Here is a 17436-nt window from a genome sequence, read left to right as displayed (position 1 = left end):
GTCAGCGGACGCGGACCACCTTGCTCTTCTGCGCCGACGTGGTGACCCCGTCGCCGGAGTAGATCACGCGGATCCGGTGCTTGCCCTTCTTCGTGATCTTCGGCAGCAGGACCGCCACCTTGCCGCCGTTCTTCGCGTACAGGCGCTTCGTGGCGATGCGCTTCGAGCCGTCGTAGACCCGGATCGTGCCGGTCGGACGGACGAGCGGCGCGGAGACCCGCACGACCAGGCGCGCGCGCTTCGTGCGCTTGAGGCTCGACGAGATCGACATCGACACCCGGGCCCTGGCCTTGGTCTTCGGCACCGCGACCGAGCCGGCGCGGTACACGCCCGCGAAGCTCCCCGACACGACCGTGTCGCGAGCGGTGAGCGTGCGACCGAGGTCGGCTCCGGTGATCCGGTAGCTCGCGCCCGAGCCGATCCGCGTCGATCCGCGCCACCACGTGATCGCGGACGTGCCGCCCTTGTTGGTCAGGCCTCGCGACGTCGCCCGAAGCACTCCCCCAGGCTTGCGCGTTCCCGAGATCGCCGGCGCACCCAGTGGCGCCGTGACCTTCGAGAGGTCGAGGATGCCGGTGCCGCACGACGTGCGGCCCGACGTCGTGCAGTCGATCGTGTCGGTGGTGCGCTCGACTCCGCCCAACAGGATCGTCCCGGGGCCCTTGGTCACCGAAGAGAACGGCTGCACGGCAGCCTTGAGCCTCGACTCGACGGCGGCCGGGCTCGTGACCCCGAGGGAGTACAGCAGCGCCGCTCCCGCCGCGACGGCCGGCGCGGCCATGCTGGTGCCCTGGTACCAGCCGTAGCCGGGCTCGGTCGGCCCCTCCGAGCCCTGGTTGACCGTGGAGAGGATGCCGCGGGTCTCGCTCGAGGGCTGGATGTTCTGGTCGCCGCCCGGCGCCGCGATGTCGGCCCCGTCACCTGCGGTGGAGTACCACGCGCGGTGGCCCGTGTCGCTCGTCGCGGTCACGCTGACGTAGCCGTCGCACGACGCCGGCACGCTGCCCGCGAGCGGGAAGATCGTGGAGGCGGAGGCGTTGCCCGCGGCGGCGACCAGGGTGGCACCCTTCGCGCGAGCGTCGGCGGCGACGCCGCCGTAGTACTCGCAGAAGTACTCCACCTCGGCCGGGTCCTCGGACTCCCCGCCGAGCGAGAGGTTGATGACCCGGGCCGGCGTCCGGTTCAGGGGAGCGCCGTAGTCACGCAGGTCGTACCCGGCGGCCCAGAGGATGCCCGCCGCGATGTCGGAGTCCCAGCCGCCGCAGTGGCCGAGCGCACGGACCGGCTGCACCTTCACGCCGGGCGCCACCCCGGCCACGCCGATGCCGTTGTTCGCCTTCGCGGCGATGGTGCCCGCGACGTGCGTGCCGTGCCACGAGCTCGGCATGACGTAGTCCGCGGGGTCCTCGCCCTCGGGCAGCCCGCACCGGGTCACGAGGTCCTCGTCCAGCCAGTCGCCCGGGTCGGAGGGGTCGGCGTCCCAGCCGCTGCCGTCTCCGGCGTTCACGTAGGTCTCGTCGTAGTAGCAGCTCTCCTCGACCGGCGTGCACTCGTCGTCGACGAAGTCGTAGCCCGCCACGGTCTGGCCGACGAGGTCGGGGTGACTCGTGATGCCGGTGTCGATCACCGCGACGACCACCGAGCCGCTGCCCTGCGTGGCGCGCCACAGCGCCGGAGCCTTGGTGGTGTAGCCACCGACGGTCGGCTGGCCGTCGATCTCGTCGCGCGTGTCCCACAGGTTGCCCTGACTGGTGAGATACGGGTCGTTCACCGACACCGGCGGCGCGCTCGACGCAGTGCGCAGCGTGTCGGCCACGACCCACTCCACGTCGGCACGGGCCTTGATCGCCTCGATCGCCGGGTCCAGGTCCTCCACCGCGACAGGTCGCTCCAGCCGGACCAGCGACACGCCCTGGGGCGCCGGGAGCGTGGTGGCCACGTCGGCGGCGGCCGGCAGCTTGGCGTCGACGCTGCGCGCCAGCGACGTCCGCCGCGCCACCGTGGCGGACTTCGCCTTCACGATCAGGCCGCGCGCGACGCGTGGTGCCTGCTTCGCGGCGGGCGACTGCGCCCCCGCCGGCTCGGGCGGCGGGGCCGCGGACGCACCCGTGGACACCAGCGCCGACGCGACGAGGAGAGCGGGCAGGGCGGAGAGGGCGAGGCTGCGGCGCACGGTGGTCCTGACTCGAGGGTTCCCCGACGGGAACGACCTCAGCAGGATAGGGCAAATCCCACGTGTCACAGAAGCCCCACCGCCCTCAGCTCAGCGGACGCGGACGACCTTGCTCTTCTGGGCGCTGCTGACCTTGGCGCTGCCTGAGTAGATGACGCGGATCCGGTGCTTGCCCTTCTTCTTGATCTTGGGCAGCTTGATCGTGACCTTGCCCTTGTTCTTCGAGTAGATCTTCTTGACCGCGATCCGCTTCTTGCCGTCGTACACGCGGATCGTGCCGGTGGCCCGCACGTAGGGCGCCGTCACCTTGACGGTCAACTTCACGCGCTTGGACTTGCTGAACTTCGACGGCACCGCGAACTTCAGGCGCGGCTTGGACTTCACCACGACCGAGCGCTGGTGGAAGATGCCGCCCGAGCCGTTCGTGGCCGTGGCCCGCACGGTGACCCGCTTGCCGAGGTCGGCCTTCGTCACGCGGTACGTGCTGCCGGTGCGCACGGCCTTCGAGCCGCGGAACCAGGTGAGGCGGACCGTCGCGCCGTTGCGCCAGCGACCGGGACTCGCCACGAGAGTGCGTCCCGGACGCGCCGAGCCCCTGAGGCCGGGCGCCGTGAGGGGCGCCTTCGCGGTCAGCACGCCGTGCGCGTTCACGACACCGGCCCCGCAGGAGGAGGCGGCGCAGCTCGCCGCACGGCGCGCGGTGGCCTTCAGGACCCGCTCGACGACGTCGGGGCTCGTGATGCCCACCGAGTAGGCCAGCGCCGCGGTCGCCGCGACCGCCGGAGCAGCCATGCTGGTGCCGTCCATCGCCGCGTAGGTGTTTCCGCCCGGCGCGTACTGGCCGTCGTTGTACGTCGACGGGATGCCGACACCCGGCGCCGCGACGTCGATACCGGCACCGTGGTTCGAGAACGACGCGCGGTTGCCGTTCCTGTCCGTGGCGGCCACGGAGATGAAGCCCGGGCACGACGACGGGACGTTGTAGGCGTGGTTGCCGAAGTTGTTGCCGGCAGCCGCGACGAGCGTCGAGCCGCGCTTGCGTGCGATCGAGGAGATCTGCCCGTAGAACTGGCACATCTCACGGACGTACGCCCGGTCGGGGGTGTAACCGCCCAGCGAGAGGTTGATGACCTTCGAGGGTGCGCGGTTCACCGGGATCGAGCCGTGACGGCGTCCGTCGTAGGAGGTCACGTTCGCGCCGGAGGCCCACAGGATGCCCATCGCGATGTCCCAGTCGGTGCCCCCGCAGCGACCCAGGACGCGCACGGGCTGCACCTTCACGGTGGGGGCGATGCCGACCACGCCGGTGCTGTTGTTGCGCTTCGCGGCGATCGTGCCCGCCACGTGGGTGCCGTGCCAGCTGCTGTTGCCGGCGGACAGGTACGGGCACATGCTGCTGTTCTGGCGTCCGTCGCCCGGATCGGCGGCGTTGGCGTCCCAGCTGCTGCGATCGTTCGCACTGACGTAGGAGCGACGGTAGGCGATCCGCGAGCACGAGCGGTTCATGCAGTCGTACTCGTCGTCGACGAAGTCCCGCCCCGCGACGAACTGGCCGGCCAGGTCGGGGTGGCCCAGGATCGCGCCGGTGTCGAGCACGGCCACCCGCACGTTCGGCGAGCCGGTGCTGATGTCCCAGGCGCGGTTCGCCTGGACGCCCCACGGGCCCGTGAGGTTCCACAGCGAGTTGTTGGTGAAGTAGGGGTCGTTGGCGGTGGCCGACGGCAGGCGCACGCCGTTGGGGACAGCCCACTCGACCGCGGGATCGGCGTTGAGCTCCTCGATCGCGTCGTCGAGGTCGGTGGCGTCCACCTGCTCGGACAGGTCGAGCACGCCGAGGTCCTGGGTGCCGGACGTCGAGTCGGCGACGCCGACGCCGTCGGGCAGCTCCGCGGCCACGTCGTCGGCGAGGTCGGCGACCTCGGCGTCGGTGTCGTCGGCCAGCTTGACGATGATGCCGCGCGCGGGCTGCTCCAGCTCGGTGGTGTTGAGCGGCGCCGGCTCGACCGGCTCGGTCTGGGCCACCGCAGCCATCGCACCCCCGGCCAGGGCGAGCGACGTCACCAGCGGGACGACGAGAGTGAGTGGACGGCGCAGGCGCTGCGTCATGTGGTGGGCCTTCCCCGAGTCAATTGGCGCCTCACCGCCGAGGGGCCCCGCAGATCATATCCCGAAAGCGCCCGATTCCCTGCCTCGATCGACGAGGGGCCCGGGAACGACGCAGCGCCCACCCCGTGCGGGGTGGGCGCTGCGTGCGGAGCTGTTACTTGGTCTCGTCCTCGGCGGCCGCGGGGGCCTCGTCGGCGGGAGCCTCGGTGACCTCGGTGGTCTCCTCGGCGGGCGCCTCGGTGGTCTCGTCGGTCACGGTCTCCTCGACCGGGGCCTCCTCGACGACCGGAGCGGACTCGGCCTTCGTCGCCTTCTTCTGCGACTGGGGCTCGAACTCCTTGGCCTCGACGATCTCGATGACGGCCATGGGAGCGTTGTCGCCCTTGCGCGGACCGATCTTCGTGATGCGCGTGTAGCCGCCCGGACGGGTGGCCATGGACGGGCCGATCTCCGTGAAGAGGGTGTGCAGGACACCCTTGTCACGGATGACCTTCACGACGTGGCGGCGGTTGGCCACCGTGTCGGTCTTGGCCTTGGTGATGAGGTGCTCGGCGTACGGGCGCAGGCGCTTGGCCTTGGCCTCGGTCGTCGTGATGCGGCCGTGCTCGAACAGGCTCTGGGCCAGGTTCGCCAGGATCAGCCGCTGGTGCGAGGGGCTGCCGCCGAGGCGAGGACCCTTGGTGGGGGTGGGCATGTCGTTACTCCTGAATCAGTGGTGTCAGAGCAGTTCAGTACTGCTCGTCCTCGGCGAAGCTGGCGTCCTCGTCGAAGTTGTCGATGACGGCGGACGGGTCGAATCCCGACGGGCTGTCCTTGAGGGAGAGACCGAGCTCGGCGAGCTTGGCCTTGACCTCATCGATCGACTTCGATCCGAAGTTGCGGATGTCCAGCAGGTCCTGCTCGCTGCGCGTGATCAGCTCACCCACCGTGTGGATGCCCTCGCGCTTGAGGCAGTTGTAGGAACGGACGGTGAAGTCCAGGTCCTCGATCGCCAGGGCGAGGTCGGCAGCCAGCTGCTCGTCGACCGGCGAGGGACCGATGTCGATGCCCTCGGCCTCGACGTTCAGCTCGCGGGCCAGACCGAACAGCTCGACCAGGGTGGACCCGGCCGACGCGATCGCGTCGCGCGGCAGGATCGAGGCCTTGGTCTCGACGTCGATGATCAGCTTGTCGAAGTCGGTACGCTGCTCGACTCGGGTGGCCTCGACCTTGTAGGTGACCTTCAGCACGGGGCTGTAGATCGAGTCGACCGGCATGCGGCCGATCTCCTCGTCGCCGGTCTTGTTCTGGACGGCCGAGACGTAGCCGCGGCCACGCTCGACGACCAGCTCGATCTCGAGGCGACCCTTGCCGTTCAGCGTGGCGACGTGCAGGTCCGGGTTGTGGACCTCCACACCGGCCGGCGGCGTGATCGCGGCGGCGGTGACGTCACCGGCCTCGTCGGCGCGCAGGTACATCACGACGGGCTCGTCGATGGTCGAGGAGACCACGAGGTTCTTCAGGTTGAGGATGATCTCGGTGACATCCTCGGTGACGCCCTCGATGGTCGAGAACTCGTGGAGGACACCGTCGATCTTGATCGAGGTGACGGCCGCACCCGGGATCGACGACAGCAGCGTACGACGCAGCGAGTTGCCGAGGGTGTAGCCGAATCCGGGCTCCAGGGGCTCGATGACGAACCGCGAACGGAACTCGTCGACGACCTCTTCGGACAGGACGGGGCGCTGGGCGATCAGCATGGTTCTTCCTTTCCGGACCCACCGCTATTTGAGGGCCGGGTAAGTGGACAGATGAGGTGGATCAGATCTTCGAGTAGAACTCGACGATGAGCTGTTCCTGGATCGGCACGGTGATCTGCTCGCGGACCGGGCGCTGGTGCACCAGGATGCGACCGCGATCGGGCGAGACGTCGAGCCAGCCGGGCACGGTGTCGGCGTCGTGGGTCTCACGCGCGACGATGAACGGCGTGGTCTCCAGGCTCTTCGCCTTGACGTCGATGATGTCGTGCTTGCTGACCTGGAACGACGGGATGTTCGTCTTCACGCCGTTGACCAGGAAGTGACCGTGGGTCACCAGCTGGCGGGCGTGACGACGCGTGCGGGCCAGGCCGGCACGGTAGACGACGTTGTCCAGGCGGCTCTCGAGCAGGCTGAGCAGGTTGTCACCGGTCTTGCCGGGACGGCGCGAGGCCAGCTCGTAGTACTTGCGGAACTGCTTCTCGAGGACGCCGTAGGTGTAGCGCGCCTTCTGCTTCTCCTGCAGCTGGGTGCGGTACTCCGACTCCTTGACGCGGGTGCGGCCGTGCTGGCCGGGCGCGTACGGACGGCGCTCGAAGGCCTTGTCCCCACCAACGAGGTCGACGCCGTAACGGCGCGACTTCTTGGTGAGAGGTCCGGTGTAACGGGCCATGGTTGATTACTCCTTGAGGAAAAGTCGACGACGCGTCAGAGACGACGGTGCTTGGGCGGACGGCAGCCGTTGTGCGGGCTGGGGGTCACGTCAGAGATGGTGCCGACCTCGAGGCCGACGCCGCTGAGCGACCGGATCGCGGTCTCACGTCCGGAGCCGGGGCCCTTGACGAAGACGTCGACCTTCTTCATGCCGTGGTCCATCGCCTGACGTCCGGCGGCCTCGGCGGCCATGCCGGCGGCGTACGGAGTCGACTTGCGCGAGCCCTTGAAGCCGACGGTTCCGCCGGAGGCCCACGCGATCACCGCACCGCTGGGGTCGGTGATCGTCACGTGCGTGTTGTTGAACGTGCTCTTGATGTGGGCCTCGCCCTGAACGACGTTCTTCTTTTCCTTGCGGCGCACCTTCTTGGCGCCGGAGTTCTTCGGGGGCATCTGCTACCTCACTTCTTCTTTCCGGCGACGGTGCGCTTCGGGCCCTTGCGGGTGCGCGCGTTGGTCTTGGTGCGCTGGCCGCGAACGGGCAGGTGCGCACGGTGACGGCGGCCCTGGTACGAGCCGATCTCCATCTTGCGGCGAATGTCCGCGGTGACCTCGCGGCGCAGGTCACCCTCGACCTGGTAGTTCGCCTCGATGTGGTCACGGAGTGCGACGAGCTGGTCGTCGTTCAACTCGTGAACGCGGGTGTTGGGGTCGATGCCGGTGGCGGCGAGGGTCTCGATCGCACGAGTGCGACCGACACCGAAGATGTACGTGAGTCCGATCACCACGCGCTTTTCGCGCGGCAGATCCACTCCGACGAGGCGTGCCATGTGCTGGCAGTTCCTTTCGGTTCGGCAGAGGTGTCGTCACCTGGGGCACCTCGATCGCCTCGATCGAGCTCCGGCCTCTGCGCCGGAGGTGACACCCGGGGCTCCGCCTGGTGGCGGGGCCCGGATGAGCCGTCAGATGTTCAGGGTGCTGCGTTGAAGAAGAGGCTCTCTGCTCAGCCCTGGCGCTGCTTGTGGCGCGGGTTCTCGCAGATCACCATGACGCGGCCGTGGCGACGAATCACCTTGCACTTGTCACAGATCTTCTTCACGCTCGGGTTGACCTTCATCGAGAAGCTCTCTCTTCGGTACGAACTGAACGTGGGGGATGTGTAGTTGTCACTTGTAGCGGTAGACGATGCGTCCGCGGCTGAGGTCGTACGGCGAGAGTTCCACCACGACCCGGTCCTCGGGGAGGATCCGGATGTAGTGCTGGCGCATCTTGCCGCTGATGTGCGCCAGGACCTTGTGGCCATTGGCCAGCTCGACCCGGAACATCGCGTTGGGCAGGGCCTCGACGACCGCACCCTCCATCTCGATGACGCCTTCTTTTTTCGCCATACACCTCAACTTCTTCGTATCGACTGATCGACCTGACACGCACGTGTCCCCACCTCGAAAGGTCTGCCGGAGGGGATGGGGATACGGCCCGACAAGGCCGACACACAAGTCTACGCCGAAAGGGGTGCTGGACTCAAATCGGCCAGGAGACGCCGGCCTGCAGGACGGCCTCGTCGAGCGCGGCGGTGCGCAGACCGGTGATCTGCTGGTACTCCGGGTCGGCGACCATCTGGCTGAACGCCTGGCGTGACGGGTAGCGCACGAGCAGGAGCGCGTCCCACGACCAGCCGTCGGGGGCGACCAGCGCGGTGCCCAGGTCACCGGCGTGGATGACCTCACCGCCGACCTTCTCCAGGAACGGGCCGATGCGCTCGGTGTACTCGCGGTAGGACGACGCGCCGTCCTCGCGGAACTGGAGCAGGTTGAGCATCACGACGGGGCCGCCGGGGTCCTCGGCGAGGAAGCGCTTGAGGTCGGCGCCGGTGGGATCGACAGGCATGACCCGACCCTAGCCCGCTTCAGCCCATGCCGGTGATGAGTGCGCGGTGGAACGCGCTGCCGCGCTCGAGCGTGTCGATCGCGACCTTCTCGTTCGGCGCGTGGATCGAGTCGCGCTGCGCCCGGCTCATGTGCAGCGGTGCGAACCGGTAGACCGAGTCGCTGATCCGCGTGAAGTGCCGCGAGTCGGTGCCGCCGGTCTGCACGTACGGCACGACCGAGATCCCGGGACCGAGCGCCGCGATGGCCTCGCCCAGGGCGTGCCACGCGTCGTTGTCGGTGCGCGAGACCGGAGGCGGGTCCTCGCCGTCCATCCGCTCGATCTCGACGTCGAGCCCGCGGAACAACTTCTCGAGCCGGCCGCGCAGTCGCTCGCGGGTGTCGCCCACGGCGAGCCGGACGTTGACGTTGGCGCGCGCCTCGGTGGCGAGGACGTTGCGGGCCGGGCTGCCGCTGACCTGCGTGACCGCCATCGTCGTGCGGACCATGGCGCCGGTCTCCTTGCCGAGCCGCGCCAGCAGCTCGGCCACCGGGCGGTTGGCCCGGCCGGCGTGCTGGAGCACCGGGGCGAGCGGTTTGGGCACGAGACCCGACAGCGCGTCGAGCATCTGCAGGACCGGGTCGGACAGGTGCGGCCTCGCCGGATGCCGGTCGATCCGCACGATGGCGCGAGCCAGGCGCGCGGTGGCGCCGTTCTTCGCCGGCGTGGAGGCGTGACCTCCTCCCCCCCGCGCGAGCAGGCCGACGTCGACCGTGCCCTTCTCGACGATCGCGACCATCGCGGTGGTCGCCGACACCCCCGGCAGCCCGTCGTCCACGATCGCGCCACCCTCGTCCGAGACGAGCCACGGGCGCACGCCCATCGAGTCGAGGTGGTCGACCACCTCGGCCGCACCGTGCCCGAACACCTCCTCGTCGGACCCGAACGAGAGGTAGACGTCGCGGGCCGGCTCGAAGCCCTCGGCCAGCAGCGACTCCACCGCCTCGGCGATGCAGACCAGCGGTCCCTTGTCGTCGAGGGCGCCGCGGCCGTGGACGAAGCCGTCCTCGATCACTCCCGCGAACGGATCGCGGTCCCACTGCTCGGCCGGGGCGGGCACCACGTCGTAGTGCGCCATCAGCACGAGCGGCCGCTCGGTGCTGCGGCCGGGCCAGCGGAAGAGCAGCGTGCCACCCGGGAACTCGGTCAGCTCCAGGGCGGCGTGCAGGCTCGGGTACAGCCGCGCGAACGTCTCGCGGAAGGCCACGAACTCGGCCTCGTCCCGCTCGTCCGGGGCAGACACGGTGCGGCAGCCGATCAGCTCGGCCAGGCGTGCGGCGGCGTTCATCGCCCGATCTCCTCCTCGATCCCGGCCGGGTCGGCGAAGGCCAGCCGCGGCACGAAGGTCAGTCCGACGGCGGCCACGAACGCCGTGGCCGAGCACACGATCCAGACGGTGTAGTAGCCCGACATCGACGCGGCGGCCGCATGGGTGGCGCCGGCGGCCAGGGCCACCCCGAAGATGCACGAGGCGAAGGAGCCGCCGATCGTCTTGGTCGTGTTGGTCAGGCCGGTGGCCACGGCGGTGCGTCCCTCGGGCGCGGCGGCGGCCGCGGCGGCGGGCAGGGCGGCGACGAGCGCACCCGAGCCCAGGCCGGCCACGACCATGCACACGGCCATCTGCGCCACCGAGAAGTGCAGCGGCACCAGCGCGGCGTAGCCCAGGCCCACGAGACCCGCCGCCGCGATGAGGCACGCGCGGGGGGTGAAGCGCTGGCTGAGTCGCGCGAACACGAGCGCGCCGACGAGCATCGACAGCACGTAGCCGCCGATCACCGGGGCCACGGAGCTGGCGGTGAGGCCGAGCCCGTACCCGTGCACGTCGGGATCGGTCTGGGCGAACGTCGAGAGCGGGATCTGCGCGCCGAGCACGCTGACGCCGAACAGCAGCGCGGTGAACTGCACGGGCCACATCGACGCCTGGCGCATGACCCGCAGGTCGATGATCGGGTCGGCCGCCCCCAGCTCGTGCTGGACGAACGGCACCAGGACCAGCGCACCCAAGGCGATGGCGAGCCAGGGCCATGGCGAGGCGACGCCGACGATCCGCACGAGCGAGAGGCCGCCGGTCACCAGCAGCAGGCTGGCGCTCAGGAGCAGGAGTCCGGGAGCGTCGAGGCTGCCGGCCTGGCGATCGTGCGTGTCGGGCACGAAGCCGACGATGACGAACACGACCACCACGGTCAGGACGCCGGGCACGGCCAGCACCATCCACAGCGAGTCGAACAGCGCCGAGGTCGCACCGGCCGAGAGCGCTCCGGCGATCGCACCGGCCTGGAGCGCGGCCACGATGACTCCGGTCGCCCGCCGGGTGGCGGCGGCCCGTTGGGGCAGGCCCGCGCTGCGGCGGTAGATCAGCGCCACCTCGAGCGGCAGCCACACGGTGAAGACGCCCTGCAGCGCCCAGAACACGAGGTAGCTCTGGAACGAGGTGGCGAAGGCGATGCCGCACGTGGCGACCGCCGTGAGGACGGCCGCCCCGACCAGCACCCGCTGGTGGCCGATGAGATCACCGAGCTTGGACAGCGGCGGCACGCACAGCGCCGAGAGGAGCAGCTGCGCCGCCTCGAACCAGTTGACGTCGGCGTCGTTGATGTCGAGGTGACGCGCGATGTCGGTGGCCAGCGGTGTGTAGTAGCCCTGGAGGAATCCGCTGACGAACTCCACGAAGACGAGCGCGCCGACGAGTCCGGCCCCGACGGAGGCAGCGCGATGTCGTCCCATGCGCCACAGGCTAGACCCTCGGCCGGGGTCCGGACCGTGGATCGCCGGGTCAGTCCCCCTCGACCCCGTGCCGGTCGTGGATGAGCCGCGACAGCACGATCGAGGTCTCGGTCTGGCTCACGCTGGCGGCGCCCACGCGGATCTGCTCCAACGCGGACTCGAGGTCGCGCACGTCCTCGGCCACCAGGTGCAGGATCGCGTCCGCGGCACCGGAGACGGTGGCCGCCGCGTGGACCTGGGGCACCTGCAGGAACGCCTCGCGCAGCACGCGCGGCGAGATCGTGCCCTGGCAGTGCACCTCGACGTAGGCCTCGGTGGTCCAGCCGCGGTGGTGCGGGTCGACGACCACGGTGAACCCGCTGATCACGCCCGTCTCCACGAGCCGGTCCACCCGGCGCTTGACCGCCGGCGCGGACAGCCCGACCCGCGAGCCGAGGGCGGCATAGCTCGCGCGGCCGTCCTCGGTGAGGGCGTCCAGGAGGGAACGATCGATCTGGTCCAGGCTCATGGACGCAACGTATCAAACCCGAAGAGATGAAACACACAAGAAAGCGTAGGTCATGCGAGGGATAAACGGCTGGTTCCGGCCGTCCGGAGTCCCTACGCTCGTGTCATCCCCCGCCCGAGGAGCTCCATGACGCAGATCCTGACCACGCCGCAGGCCGCCCCGGCCCGCAGCGCGCGCACGCGCCACTACGCGATGTGCCCACCCACCGAGTTCGAGGTCGTCTACTCGATCAACCCGTGGATGGACCTCACGAACCCGGTGGACGCGCGACTCGCGCAGGCGCAGTGGCAGGCACTGCAGGACGTGTACCGGGCGCTCGGGCACCGCGTCGACCTGCTCGAGCCGGTCCCGGGACTGCCCGACATGGTGTTCGCCGCGAACGGCGCCGTGTCCGTCGGGGACCGCACGTACGGCGCGGCCTTCGCGTTCCCGCAGCGCCAGGCCGAGGCTCACGCGCACGTCGACTTCCTCCGGGCGGGGGGCCGTGAGGTCCAGCGTCCGAGCCACACCAACGAGGGCGAGGGTGACTTCCTCGTGCTGCGCGACGTCGTGCTCGCCGGCCACGGCTTCCGCACCTCGCGTGACGCCCACCGCGAGGCCGAGGCGGCCCTCGGACGCCCGGTCGTCTCGCTCGAGCTGGTCGACCCGCGGTTCTACCACCTCGACGTCGCGCTCGGAGTGCTCGACGACGGCTGGGGCGATGCACCCGCCGACATCGCGTGGTTCCCCGGCGCCTTCAGCCCGGCGGCGCGTCGCACGCTGCGACGCCTGTTCCCCGCGTCGCTGGAGTGCTCGGAGGCGGAGGCACTGGCGTTCGGGCTGAACCTCGTCAGCGACGGCGCGAACGTCGTGCTCCCGAGCGAGGCTCCGGAGCTCGCCGCGACACTGCGCGATCGCGGCTACCACCCGGTGCCGGTCGAGCTCTCGGAGTTCGTCAAGGGCGGTGGCAGCGTGAAGTGCTGCACCGCCGAGCTGCACCGCTGAGCCTGCCTCAGGCCGTGACCCCGGGACGGCGGCCCATCCGTGCCAGCAGCCTCGTCTGCCGATCAGCGTCGTCCGGCACGTCGACCGGCCGACCGAAGACACCGTCGTCGTAGGCGTGGTCGCCGAAGCCCACGAACGCGGCGTCCAGCGCGTCCATGTCCGCGTCGGAGAACGTGGTGGGCCGCCCGTTGGACGCGCCGAGGTCCCAGCCGTGCACCACGAGGTCGAAGCCGTAGAAGGCGTCCAGCGTGGCGCCGATGGTGGTCCGGCCGAAGAAGCCGTCGAACTCGCGCGAGGTCACCGCCGGGTCGGTGGCGTAGGGGCGGACGGCGTCGAGGTGGACGGCCCAGGCCTGCGCGGGAGCGCCCGTCGGCCGCTCGCCGAGGTCGATCTCGTGCCGTGCGAAGAAGTCGCGCTGGGAGTCGATCACGTGGGCGACCACGTCGGCGGCGGTCCAGTCCGCGCACGGGGAGGCGGCGGACCAGTCGGTCGTGGCGGCCACGATGGCGGAGAAACGGTCGGCTGCTTCGAAGTAGGAGGTCATGCCCCCAGCATGGTCGCGGGACGACCTCGACTCTTGAAAGAATCCGACACATGACGGGAGAGGACGTGCGGCGCATCGACCCGACCGAGCGGGCCCACCTGCTCGACGCGTCGGGCTACACGCCGCCGATCCACCGCTTCGCGCCCTCCCCCGGGCTCGCGTCGGTCGTCCGGCGGTACTGGATGCCCGTCTGGTCACTGCCCGAAGGGGCGGTGTCGGTGCAACGCGTGCTGCAGTACCCGGTCTGCCTCCTGGTCGTCTCGCACGAGTACGCACTCCTCGTGGGGCCGAGCAGCGGGCTGTCGACCACCGAGCTCGGAGGCTCTGGCTGGGCGTTGGGCACGATGCTCCAGCCGGCAGCCGGACTCGCCCTCGCCGGTGGACCGGTGGACCGACTGACGGACGGCTCCGTTTCCCTCGCCGACGAGGAGCTGGTCACCGGGATCCGCTCGGCGGTCGGCGAGGACCCCCACGATCCGCAGCACCAGCGAGCCGCCGTCGCGGTGATGGAGGCCTGGCTGGCGGCGCTCCTGCCGGTGGACGAGGAGGGCCTGCTCGTCAACGCGATCGTCGAGTACGTGGAGGGCGACACCGACGTCCAGCGGGTGAGCCAGGTGTGCGAGAAGTTCGCCCTCACCGAGCGCACGCTGCAGCGGCTCACCGCGCGGCGGATCGGGCTCTCGCCGAAGTGGCTCGTCCAGCGCCGGCGGCTCCACGAGGCGGCCGAGCGCCTGCGTGAGGAGACGCGCCCCGATCTGGCGCGCGTCGCGGCCGACCTCGGCTACGCCGACCAGGCCCACTTCGGACGGGACTTCCGCGCCGTCACCGGCCTGACACCAGGGGAGTTCGCCGCCGAGTCCGGCGGGTGAGGCGTCGCTCAGACGTCGTCGCCGCTGTCGGCCGAGAGGACCAGCCACTCCCCCTCGGCGAGCTGCAGGTCCCACGTGTCCTCCGGGCCCTTCGGCCACTGCACCGTGACCGTCGCGCTGTCGTCGAAGACCTCGACGCTCATCGGCACCTCCTCCAGGTCGGTGCCGTCGGCGCTCCACCGGCCCTCCTGCTCACGGACGTCACCGCACTCGACCTGCTCGGGGACCAGGACCGTCTCCTTCACCGTGTCGCAGTCGCCCGCGTCCGCGGCCAGGAGGTGGCGCCGCAGGAGGGCCTCGGCGGCCTGCTGCCGGTCCGCGCCCTCGGCCGAGGCGCTGGGGCTCGGGTCGGCGCCGTCACCCGACGACTCGCCCTGACCGCACCCCGCGAGCAGGACCACGGCCAACAGGAACGGGACGACCGACCGAAGACTCATGCCCTCAGTCTCCCCCGCGCCCCAACCCCGCCCGCGCGCACTCACGCCGAGTGCGGCTCAGGCCGGTTCGGCGCAGGGCACGCCGAGCTCGGCGAGACGCGCGGCTCCGCCGTCGAGTGCAGTGAGCACCCAGACGCCCTCGGTGGTCACCGTGATCGAGTGCTCGTGGTGCGCCGCCCAGGTGCCGTCGGTGGTGACGGCGGTCCAGTCGTCCTCGAGGATCGCGGCGCGCGAGGTGCCCAGCGTGATCATCGGCTCGATGGCCAGCGCCATGCCGAGCGCGAGCTTCGGTCCCTTGCCCCGGCGTCCGCTGTTCGGCACGTCGGGAGCCTGGTGCATCTCGGACCCGATGCCGTGTCCCGTGAACCCGTCGGTGATGCCGTAGCGCCCCTGGCTGCGGACGTAGGACTCGATCGCGTGGGAGATGTCCCCGACCCGACCACCGATGCGGGCGGCGGCGATGCCCCGCCACAGCGACTCCTCGGTGACCCGGTTGAGCTCGGCGACCTCGGGTGCGACCTCGCCGACCGGGACGCTGATCGCGGCGTCGCCGTGCCAGCCGTCGACCACCGCGCCGAAGTCGATCGAGACCAGGTCGCCCTCGGCGAGCACACGGTCACCGGGGATGCCGTGGACGATCTCGTCGTTCACCGAGGCGCAGATGACGCCCGTGAAGCCGTGGTAGCCCAGGAAGTTGGACGTGGCGCCCTCGGCGGCCAGACGCTCGCGCGCCAGCGCGTCGAGGTCGCCCGTGCTGACTCCGGGGGCGACAGCGCTGCGCAGCACCTCGAGGGTGCGGCCCACCACCAGGCCGGCCTGGCGCATGGTGGCCAGCTGCTCGGGGGTCTTCAGCTCGATCGACTCACCGAACATCGAGAACCGCCACTCAGGCGCGGGTGGAAAGAGCCTCGGCGATGCGCGCGCCGACCTCTTCCGGAGTGCCCATGCCGTCGACCTCGATCAGCAGGCCACGGTCGCGGTAGACGGCCAGCAGGGGCGCGGTCTCGTTCCGGTACACCTCCTGGCGGTGCCGGATGACCTCTTCGGTGTCGTCGGAGCGACCACTCACCTTGGCCCGCTCGAGCAGGCGGCCGATGAGCTCGTCCTCGACGACCGTCAGGGCGATGACGCCGTCGAGGCCCGAGCCGAGGTCGGCCAGGATCTGGTCGAGCTTGGCGACCTGGTCGAGGGTGCGCGGGTAGCCGTCGAGCAGGAACGCCTCGCGGGCGTCGTCCTGCGCGAGACGGTCGGCCACCATCGCGTTGGTGACCTCGTCCGGCACGTACTCGCCGGCGTCCATGTAGCGCTTGGCGGCCTGGCCCAGCTCGGTCTCCTTCGCGACGTTCTCGCGGAAGATGTCGCCGGTGGAGACGTGCGCACCGTGGATGCGCTCGGCGAGCGCCACGGCCTGCGTGCCCTTGCCCGCGCCGGGCGGACCCATGATGAGGAGTCGCGTCACTTCAGGAACCCTTCGTAGTTGCGCTGCTGCAACTGGCTTTCGATCTGCTTCACCGTGTCGAGCCCGACGCCCACGATGATCAGGATCGTGGTTCCGCCGAACGGGAAGTTCTGGTTGGCCCCGACCAAGGCGATCGCCAGCATCGGGATCAGGGAGATCAGGCCGAGGTACAGCGCGCCCGGCGCGGTGATGCGCGACAGGACGTAGCCCAGGTAGTCCTGCGTGGGCTTGCCGGCGCGGATGCCCGGGATGAAGCCGCCGTACTTCTTCATGTTGTCGGCGACCTCCTCGGGGTTGAACGTGATCGACACGTAGAAGTACGTGAAGAACACGATCAGCGCGAAGAACGTGGCCATGTAGTACGGGTGGTCGCCCGTGACGAAGTGGTCCTGGATCCAGCTGGCGGCCGAGGAGTCGGAGTTGAAGTTGACCCACAGCACCGGCAGGTACATCAGGCTGGAGGCGAAGATGACCGGGATGATGCCGGCCTGGTTCACCTTGAGCGGGATGTAGGTGGAGGAGCCACCGAACATGCGACGGCCGACCATGCGCTTGGCGTACTGGACCGGGATCCTGCGCTGGGCCTGCTCGATGAAGATGACCAGCGCGACCACGGCCAGGCCGACGGCCACGACGATGGCGAAGGTGGTCCAGCCGTTCGTCTGGCGGATGTTCCACATCGCGCCGGGGAAGGTGGCGACGACCTGCGTGAAGATCAGGATCGACATGCCGTTGCCGACGCCACGGTCGGTGATGAGCTCGCCGAACCACATGATGACGGTGGTGCCGGCGACCATGACCGTGACGATCAGCAGGTACGAGGCCATGCTGTCGGGGCTGTAGAGCAGCGGCAGGTTGCAGGCGCCCTGGAACAGGTCGCCGCTGCGCGCCAGCGCCACGATGCCCGCGGCCTGCAGGATCGCGAGGCCGACTGTGAGGTAGCGGGTGTACTGCGTGATCTTCGCCTGGCCGGACTGGCCCTCCTTCTTGAGGGCCTCCAGCCGCGGGATCACCACGACGAGCAGCTGCAGGATGATGCTCGCGGTGATGTAGGGCATGATGCCGAGCGCGAACACGGTCAGCTGCAGCAGCGCACCGCCGGAGAAGACGTTGATGAGGGCGAACAGGCCGGCATTCTCGCCGCCCGCGGCGAGGTCGACGCACTCGCGCACGTTCGCCACGTTGACGCCGGGCGCGGGCAGCATCGAGCCCATCCTGAAGAGCACGACGATCCCCAGGACGAAGAGGATCTTGCGACGCAGTTCAGGTGTCCTGAACGCGTTCACGAAGACTTTGAGCACGAACTTCCTCCCGCT

At 70.1% G+C, this 17436-nt stretch carries 20 protein-coding genes; 2 read left to right on the top strand and 18 right to left on the bottom strand.

The features are described 5' to 3' along the window. Position 1: 1 nt before the first annotated feature. The 13 genes from H1W00_RS05890 to H1W00_RS05830 form a co-directional block, all read right to left on the bottom strand. Positions 2-2173 (bottom strand): S8 family serine peptidase, encoded by a 2172-nt coding sequence (locus tag H1W00_RS05890; protein ID WP_181754493.1) that lies wholly within the window; start codon positions 2171-2173, stop codon positions 2-4. A gap of 90 nt (positions 2174-2263) precedes the next feature. Then, positions 2264-4279, bottom strand: a complete 2016-nt coding sequence (locus H1W00_RS05885; protein ID WP_181754492.1) for a S8 family serine peptidase — start codon at positions 4277-4279, stop codon at positions 2264-2266. Positions 4280-4433: 154 nt separating this feature from the next. Beyond that, a complete protein-coding gene (gene rplQ, locus H1W00_RS05880; protein ID WP_181754491.1) occupies positions 4434-4973 on the bottom strand; it encodes a 50S ribosomal protein L17 in 540 nt (179 codons plus the stop codon). A gap of 34 nt (positions 4974-5007) precedes the next feature. Further along, complete coding sequence (locus H1W00_RS05875) at positions 5008-6018, bottom strand: DNA-directed RNA polymerase subunit alpha (protein WP_181754490.1); 1011 nt, start codon at positions 6016-6018, stop codon at positions 5008-5010. Positions 6019-6079: 61 nt separating this feature from the next. After that, the gene (gene rpsD / locus H1W00_RS05870) at positions 6080-6688 is read right to left on the bottom strand and encodes a 30S ribosomal protein S4 (RefSeq protein ID WP_181754489.1); all 609 of its coding nucleotides are present in this window, start codon (positions 6686-6688) and stop codon (positions 6080-6082) included. A 35-nt stretch (positions 6689-6723) separates the two neighbouring features. Beyond that, positions 6724-7122, bottom strand: coding sequence for a 30S ribosomal protein S11 (gene rpsK / locus H1W00_RS05865; RefSeq protein WP_078699099.1), 399 nt, complete (start codon positions 7120-7122; stop codon positions 6724-6726). An 8-nt stretch (positions 7123-7130) separates the two neighbouring features. Further along, positions 7131-7499, bottom strand: a complete 369-nt coding sequence (gene rpsM, locus H1W00_RS05860) for a 30S ribosomal protein S13 (RefSeq protein ID WP_078699100.1) — start codon at positions 7497-7499, stop codon at positions 7131-7133. A gap of 173 nt (positions 7500-7672) precedes the next feature. After that, positions 7673-7786: a 50S ribosomal protein L36 gene (gene rpmJ, locus H1W00_RS05855; protein ID WP_008361054.1), complete on the bottom strand. Its 114-nt coding sequence runs from the start codon at positions 7784-7786 to the stop codon at positions 7673-7675. Between the two features lie 49 nt (positions 7787-7835). Continuing rightward, positions 7836-8057 (bottom strand): translation initiation factor IF-1, encoded by a 222-nt coding sequence (gene infA / locus H1W00_RS05850; protein ID WP_007078610.1) that lies wholly within the window; start codon positions 8055-8057, stop codon positions 7836-7838. 133 nt (positions 8058-8190) lie between these two features. After that, on the bottom strand, positions 8191-8556 hold the full coding sequence (locus H1W00_RS05845) for a DUF1330 domain-containing protein (RefSeq protein WP_181754485.1): 366 nt from the start codon (positions 8554-8556) through the stop codon (positions 8191-8193). 19 nt (positions 8557-8575) lie between these two features. Further along, entirely contained in the window at positions 8576-9883 is a 1308-nt protein-coding gene (locus H1W00_RS05840; RefSeq protein WP_181754483.1) for a M20/M25/M40 family metallo-hydrolase, read from the bottom strand. Continuing rightward, positions 9880-11319 (bottom strand): MFS transporter, encoded by a 1440-nt coding sequence (locus tag H1W00_RS05835; RefSeq protein ID WP_181754481.1) that lies wholly within the window; start codon positions 11317-11319, stop codon positions 9880-9882. The genes H1W00_RS05840 and H1W00_RS05835 overlap by 4 nt, the downstream gene beginning before the upstream one ends. 49 nt (positions 11320-11368) lie before the next feature. After that, positions 11369-11827: an Lrp/AsnC family transcriptional regulator gene (locus H1W00_RS05830; RefSeq protein WP_181754479.1), complete on the bottom strand. Its 459-nt coding sequence runs from the start codon at positions 11825-11827 to the stop codon at positions 11369-11371. A gap of 126 nt (positions 11828-11953) precedes the next feature. Here H1W00_RS05830 and ddaH point away from each other — a divergent pair, with 126 nt between their 5' ends. Next, complete coding sequence (gene ddaH, locus H1W00_RS05825; RefSeq protein WP_181754477.1) at positions 11954-12811, top strand: dimethylargininase; 858 nt, start codon at positions 11954-11956, stop codon at positions 12809-12811. Positions 12812-12818: 7 nt separating this feature from the next. Here ddaH and H1W00_RS05820 read toward each other — a convergent pair whose 3' ends face one another. Then, on the bottom strand, positions 12819-13355 hold the full coding sequence (locus tag H1W00_RS05820) for a maleylpyruvate isomerase N-terminal domain-containing protein (protein WP_181754475.1): 537 nt from the start codon (positions 13353-13355) through the stop codon (positions 12819-12821). 50 nt (positions 13356-13405) lie between these two features. On the opposite strand from H1W00_RS05820, the gene H1W00_RS05815 reads away from it, so the two are divergent. Further along, a complete protein-coding gene (locus tag H1W00_RS05815; RefSeq protein WP_181754473.1) occupies positions 13406-14224 on the top strand; it encodes a helix-turn-helix domain-containing protein in 819 nt (272 codons plus the stop codon). Between the two features lie 8 nt (positions 14225-14232). Here H1W00_RS05815 and H1W00_RS05810 read toward each other — a convergent pair whose 3' ends face one another. Genes H1W00_RS05810 through secY form a run of 4 tightly spaced genes read right to left on the bottom strand, consistent with a single transcriptional unit; the run spans position 14233 to position 17421 of the window. Beyond that, the gene (locus H1W00_RS05810; protein ID WP_181754471.1) at positions 14233-14661 is read right to left on the bottom strand and encodes a hypothetical protein; all 429 of its coding nucleotides are present in this window, start codon (positions 14659-14661) and stop codon (positions 14233-14235) included. A 57-nt stretch (positions 14662-14718) separates the two neighbouring features. Beyond that, positions 14719-15534 carry a type I methionyl aminopeptidase gene (gene map, locus H1W00_RS05805; RefSeq protein WP_181754469.1) on the bottom strand — a complete coding sequence of 272 codons (816 nt, stop codon included), beginning with the start codon at positions 15532-15534 and terminating at the stop codon, positions 14719-14721. Between the two features lie 13 nt (positions 15535-15547). After that, complete coding sequence (locus H1W00_RS05800) at positions 15548-16120, bottom strand: adenylate kinase (RefSeq protein WP_338072838.1); 573 nt, start codon at positions 16118-16120, stop codon at positions 15548-15550. After that, positions 16117-17421, bottom strand: coding sequence for a preprotein translocase subunit SecY (gene secY / locus H1W00_RS05795; RefSeq protein WP_181754468.1), 1305 nt, complete (start codon positions 17419-17421; stop codon positions 16117-16119). The genes H1W00_RS05800 and secY overlap by 4 nt, the downstream gene beginning before the upstream one ends. Positions 17422-17436: the final 15 nt, after the last annotated feature.

It is taken from the genome of Aeromicrobium phoceense (assembly GCF_013868155.1).
In the GTDB taxonomy this organism is placed as follows: Bacteria; Actinomycetota; Actinomycetes; order Propionibacteriales; family Nocardioidaceae; genus Aeromicrobium; species Aeromicrobium phoceense.
The sequence above is the reverse complement of the archived record's forward strand: the minus strand, read 5'-3'. Positions and strand labels throughout refer to the sequence as shown.

What these genes read in the sequence shown, in the direction of transcription:
- H1W00_RS05885 (WP_181754492.1), bottom strand. Translation starts at nt 4,279, where the DNA reads ATGACGCAGCGCCTGCGCCGTCCACTCACTCTCGTCGTCCCGCTGGTG.
- rplQ (WP_181754491.1), bottom strand. Translation starts at nt 4,973, where the DNA reads ATGCCCACCCCCACCAAGGGTCCTCGCCTCGGCGGCAGCCCCTCGCAC.
- H1W00_RS05875 (WP_181754490.1), bottom strand. Translation starts at nt 6,018, where the DNA reads ATGCTGATCGCCCAGCGCCCCGTCCTGTCCGAAGAGGTCGTCGACGAG.
- rpsD (WP_181754489.1), bottom strand. Translation starts at nt 6,688, where the DNA reads ATGGCCCGTTACACCGGACCTCTCACCAAGAAGTCGCGCCGTTACGGC.
- rpsK (WP_078699099.1), bottom strand. Translation starts at nt 7,122, where the DNA reads ATGCCCCCGAAGAACTCCGGCGCCAAGAAGGTGCGCCGCAAGGAAAAG.
- rpsM (WP_078699100.1), bottom strand. Translation starts at nt 7,499, where the DNA reads ATGGCACGCCTCGTCGGAGTGGATCTGCCGCGCGAAAAGCGCGTGGTG.
- rpmJ (WP_008361054.1), bottom strand. Translation starts at nt 7,786, where the DNA reads ATGAAGGTCAACCCGAGCGTGAAGAAGATCTGTGACAAGTGCAAGGTG.
- infA (WP_007078610.1), bottom strand. Translation starts at nt 8,057, where the DNA reads ATGGCGAAAAAAGAAGGCGTCATCGAGATGGAGGGTGCGGTCGTCGAG.
- H1W00_RS05845 (WP_181754485.1), bottom strand. Translation starts at nt 8,556, where the DNA reads ATGCCTGTCGATCCCACCGGCGCCGACCTCAAGCGCTTCCTCGCCGAG.
- H1W00_RS05840 (WP_181754483.1), bottom strand. Translation starts at nt 9,883, where the DNA reads ATGAACGCCGCCGCACGCCTGGCCGAGCTGATCGGCTGCCGCACCGTG.
- H1W00_RS05835 (WP_181754481.1), bottom strand. Translation starts at nt 11,319, where the DNA reads ATGGGACGACATCGCGCTGCCTCCGTCGGGGCCGGACTCGTCGGCGCG.
- H1W00_RS05830 (WP_181754479.1), bottom strand. Translation starts at nt 11,827, where the DNA reads ATGAGCCTGGACCAGATCGATCGTTCCCTCCTGGACGCCCTCACCGAG.
- ddaH (WP_181754477.1), top strand. Translation starts at nt 11,954, where the DNA reads ATGACGCAGATCCTGACCACGCCGCAGGCCGCCCCGGCCCGCAGCGCG.
- H1W00_RS05820 (WP_181754475.1), bottom strand. Translation starts at nt 13,355, where the DNA reads ATGACCTCCTACTTCGAAGCAGCCGACCGTTTCTCCGCCATCGTGGCC.
- H1W00_RS05815 (WP_181754473.1), top strand. Translation starts at nt 13,406, where the DNA reads ATGACGGGAGAGGACGTGCGGCGCATCGACCCGACCGAGCGGGCCCAC.
- H1W00_RS05810 (WP_181754471.1), bottom strand. Translation starts at nt 14,661, where the DNA reads ATGAGTCTTCGGTCGGTCGTCCCGTTCCTGTTGGCCGTGGTCCTGCTC.
- map (WP_181754469.1), bottom strand. Translation starts at nt 15,534, where the DNA reads ATGTTCGGTGAGTCGATCGAGCTGAAGACCCCCGAGCAGCTGGCCACC.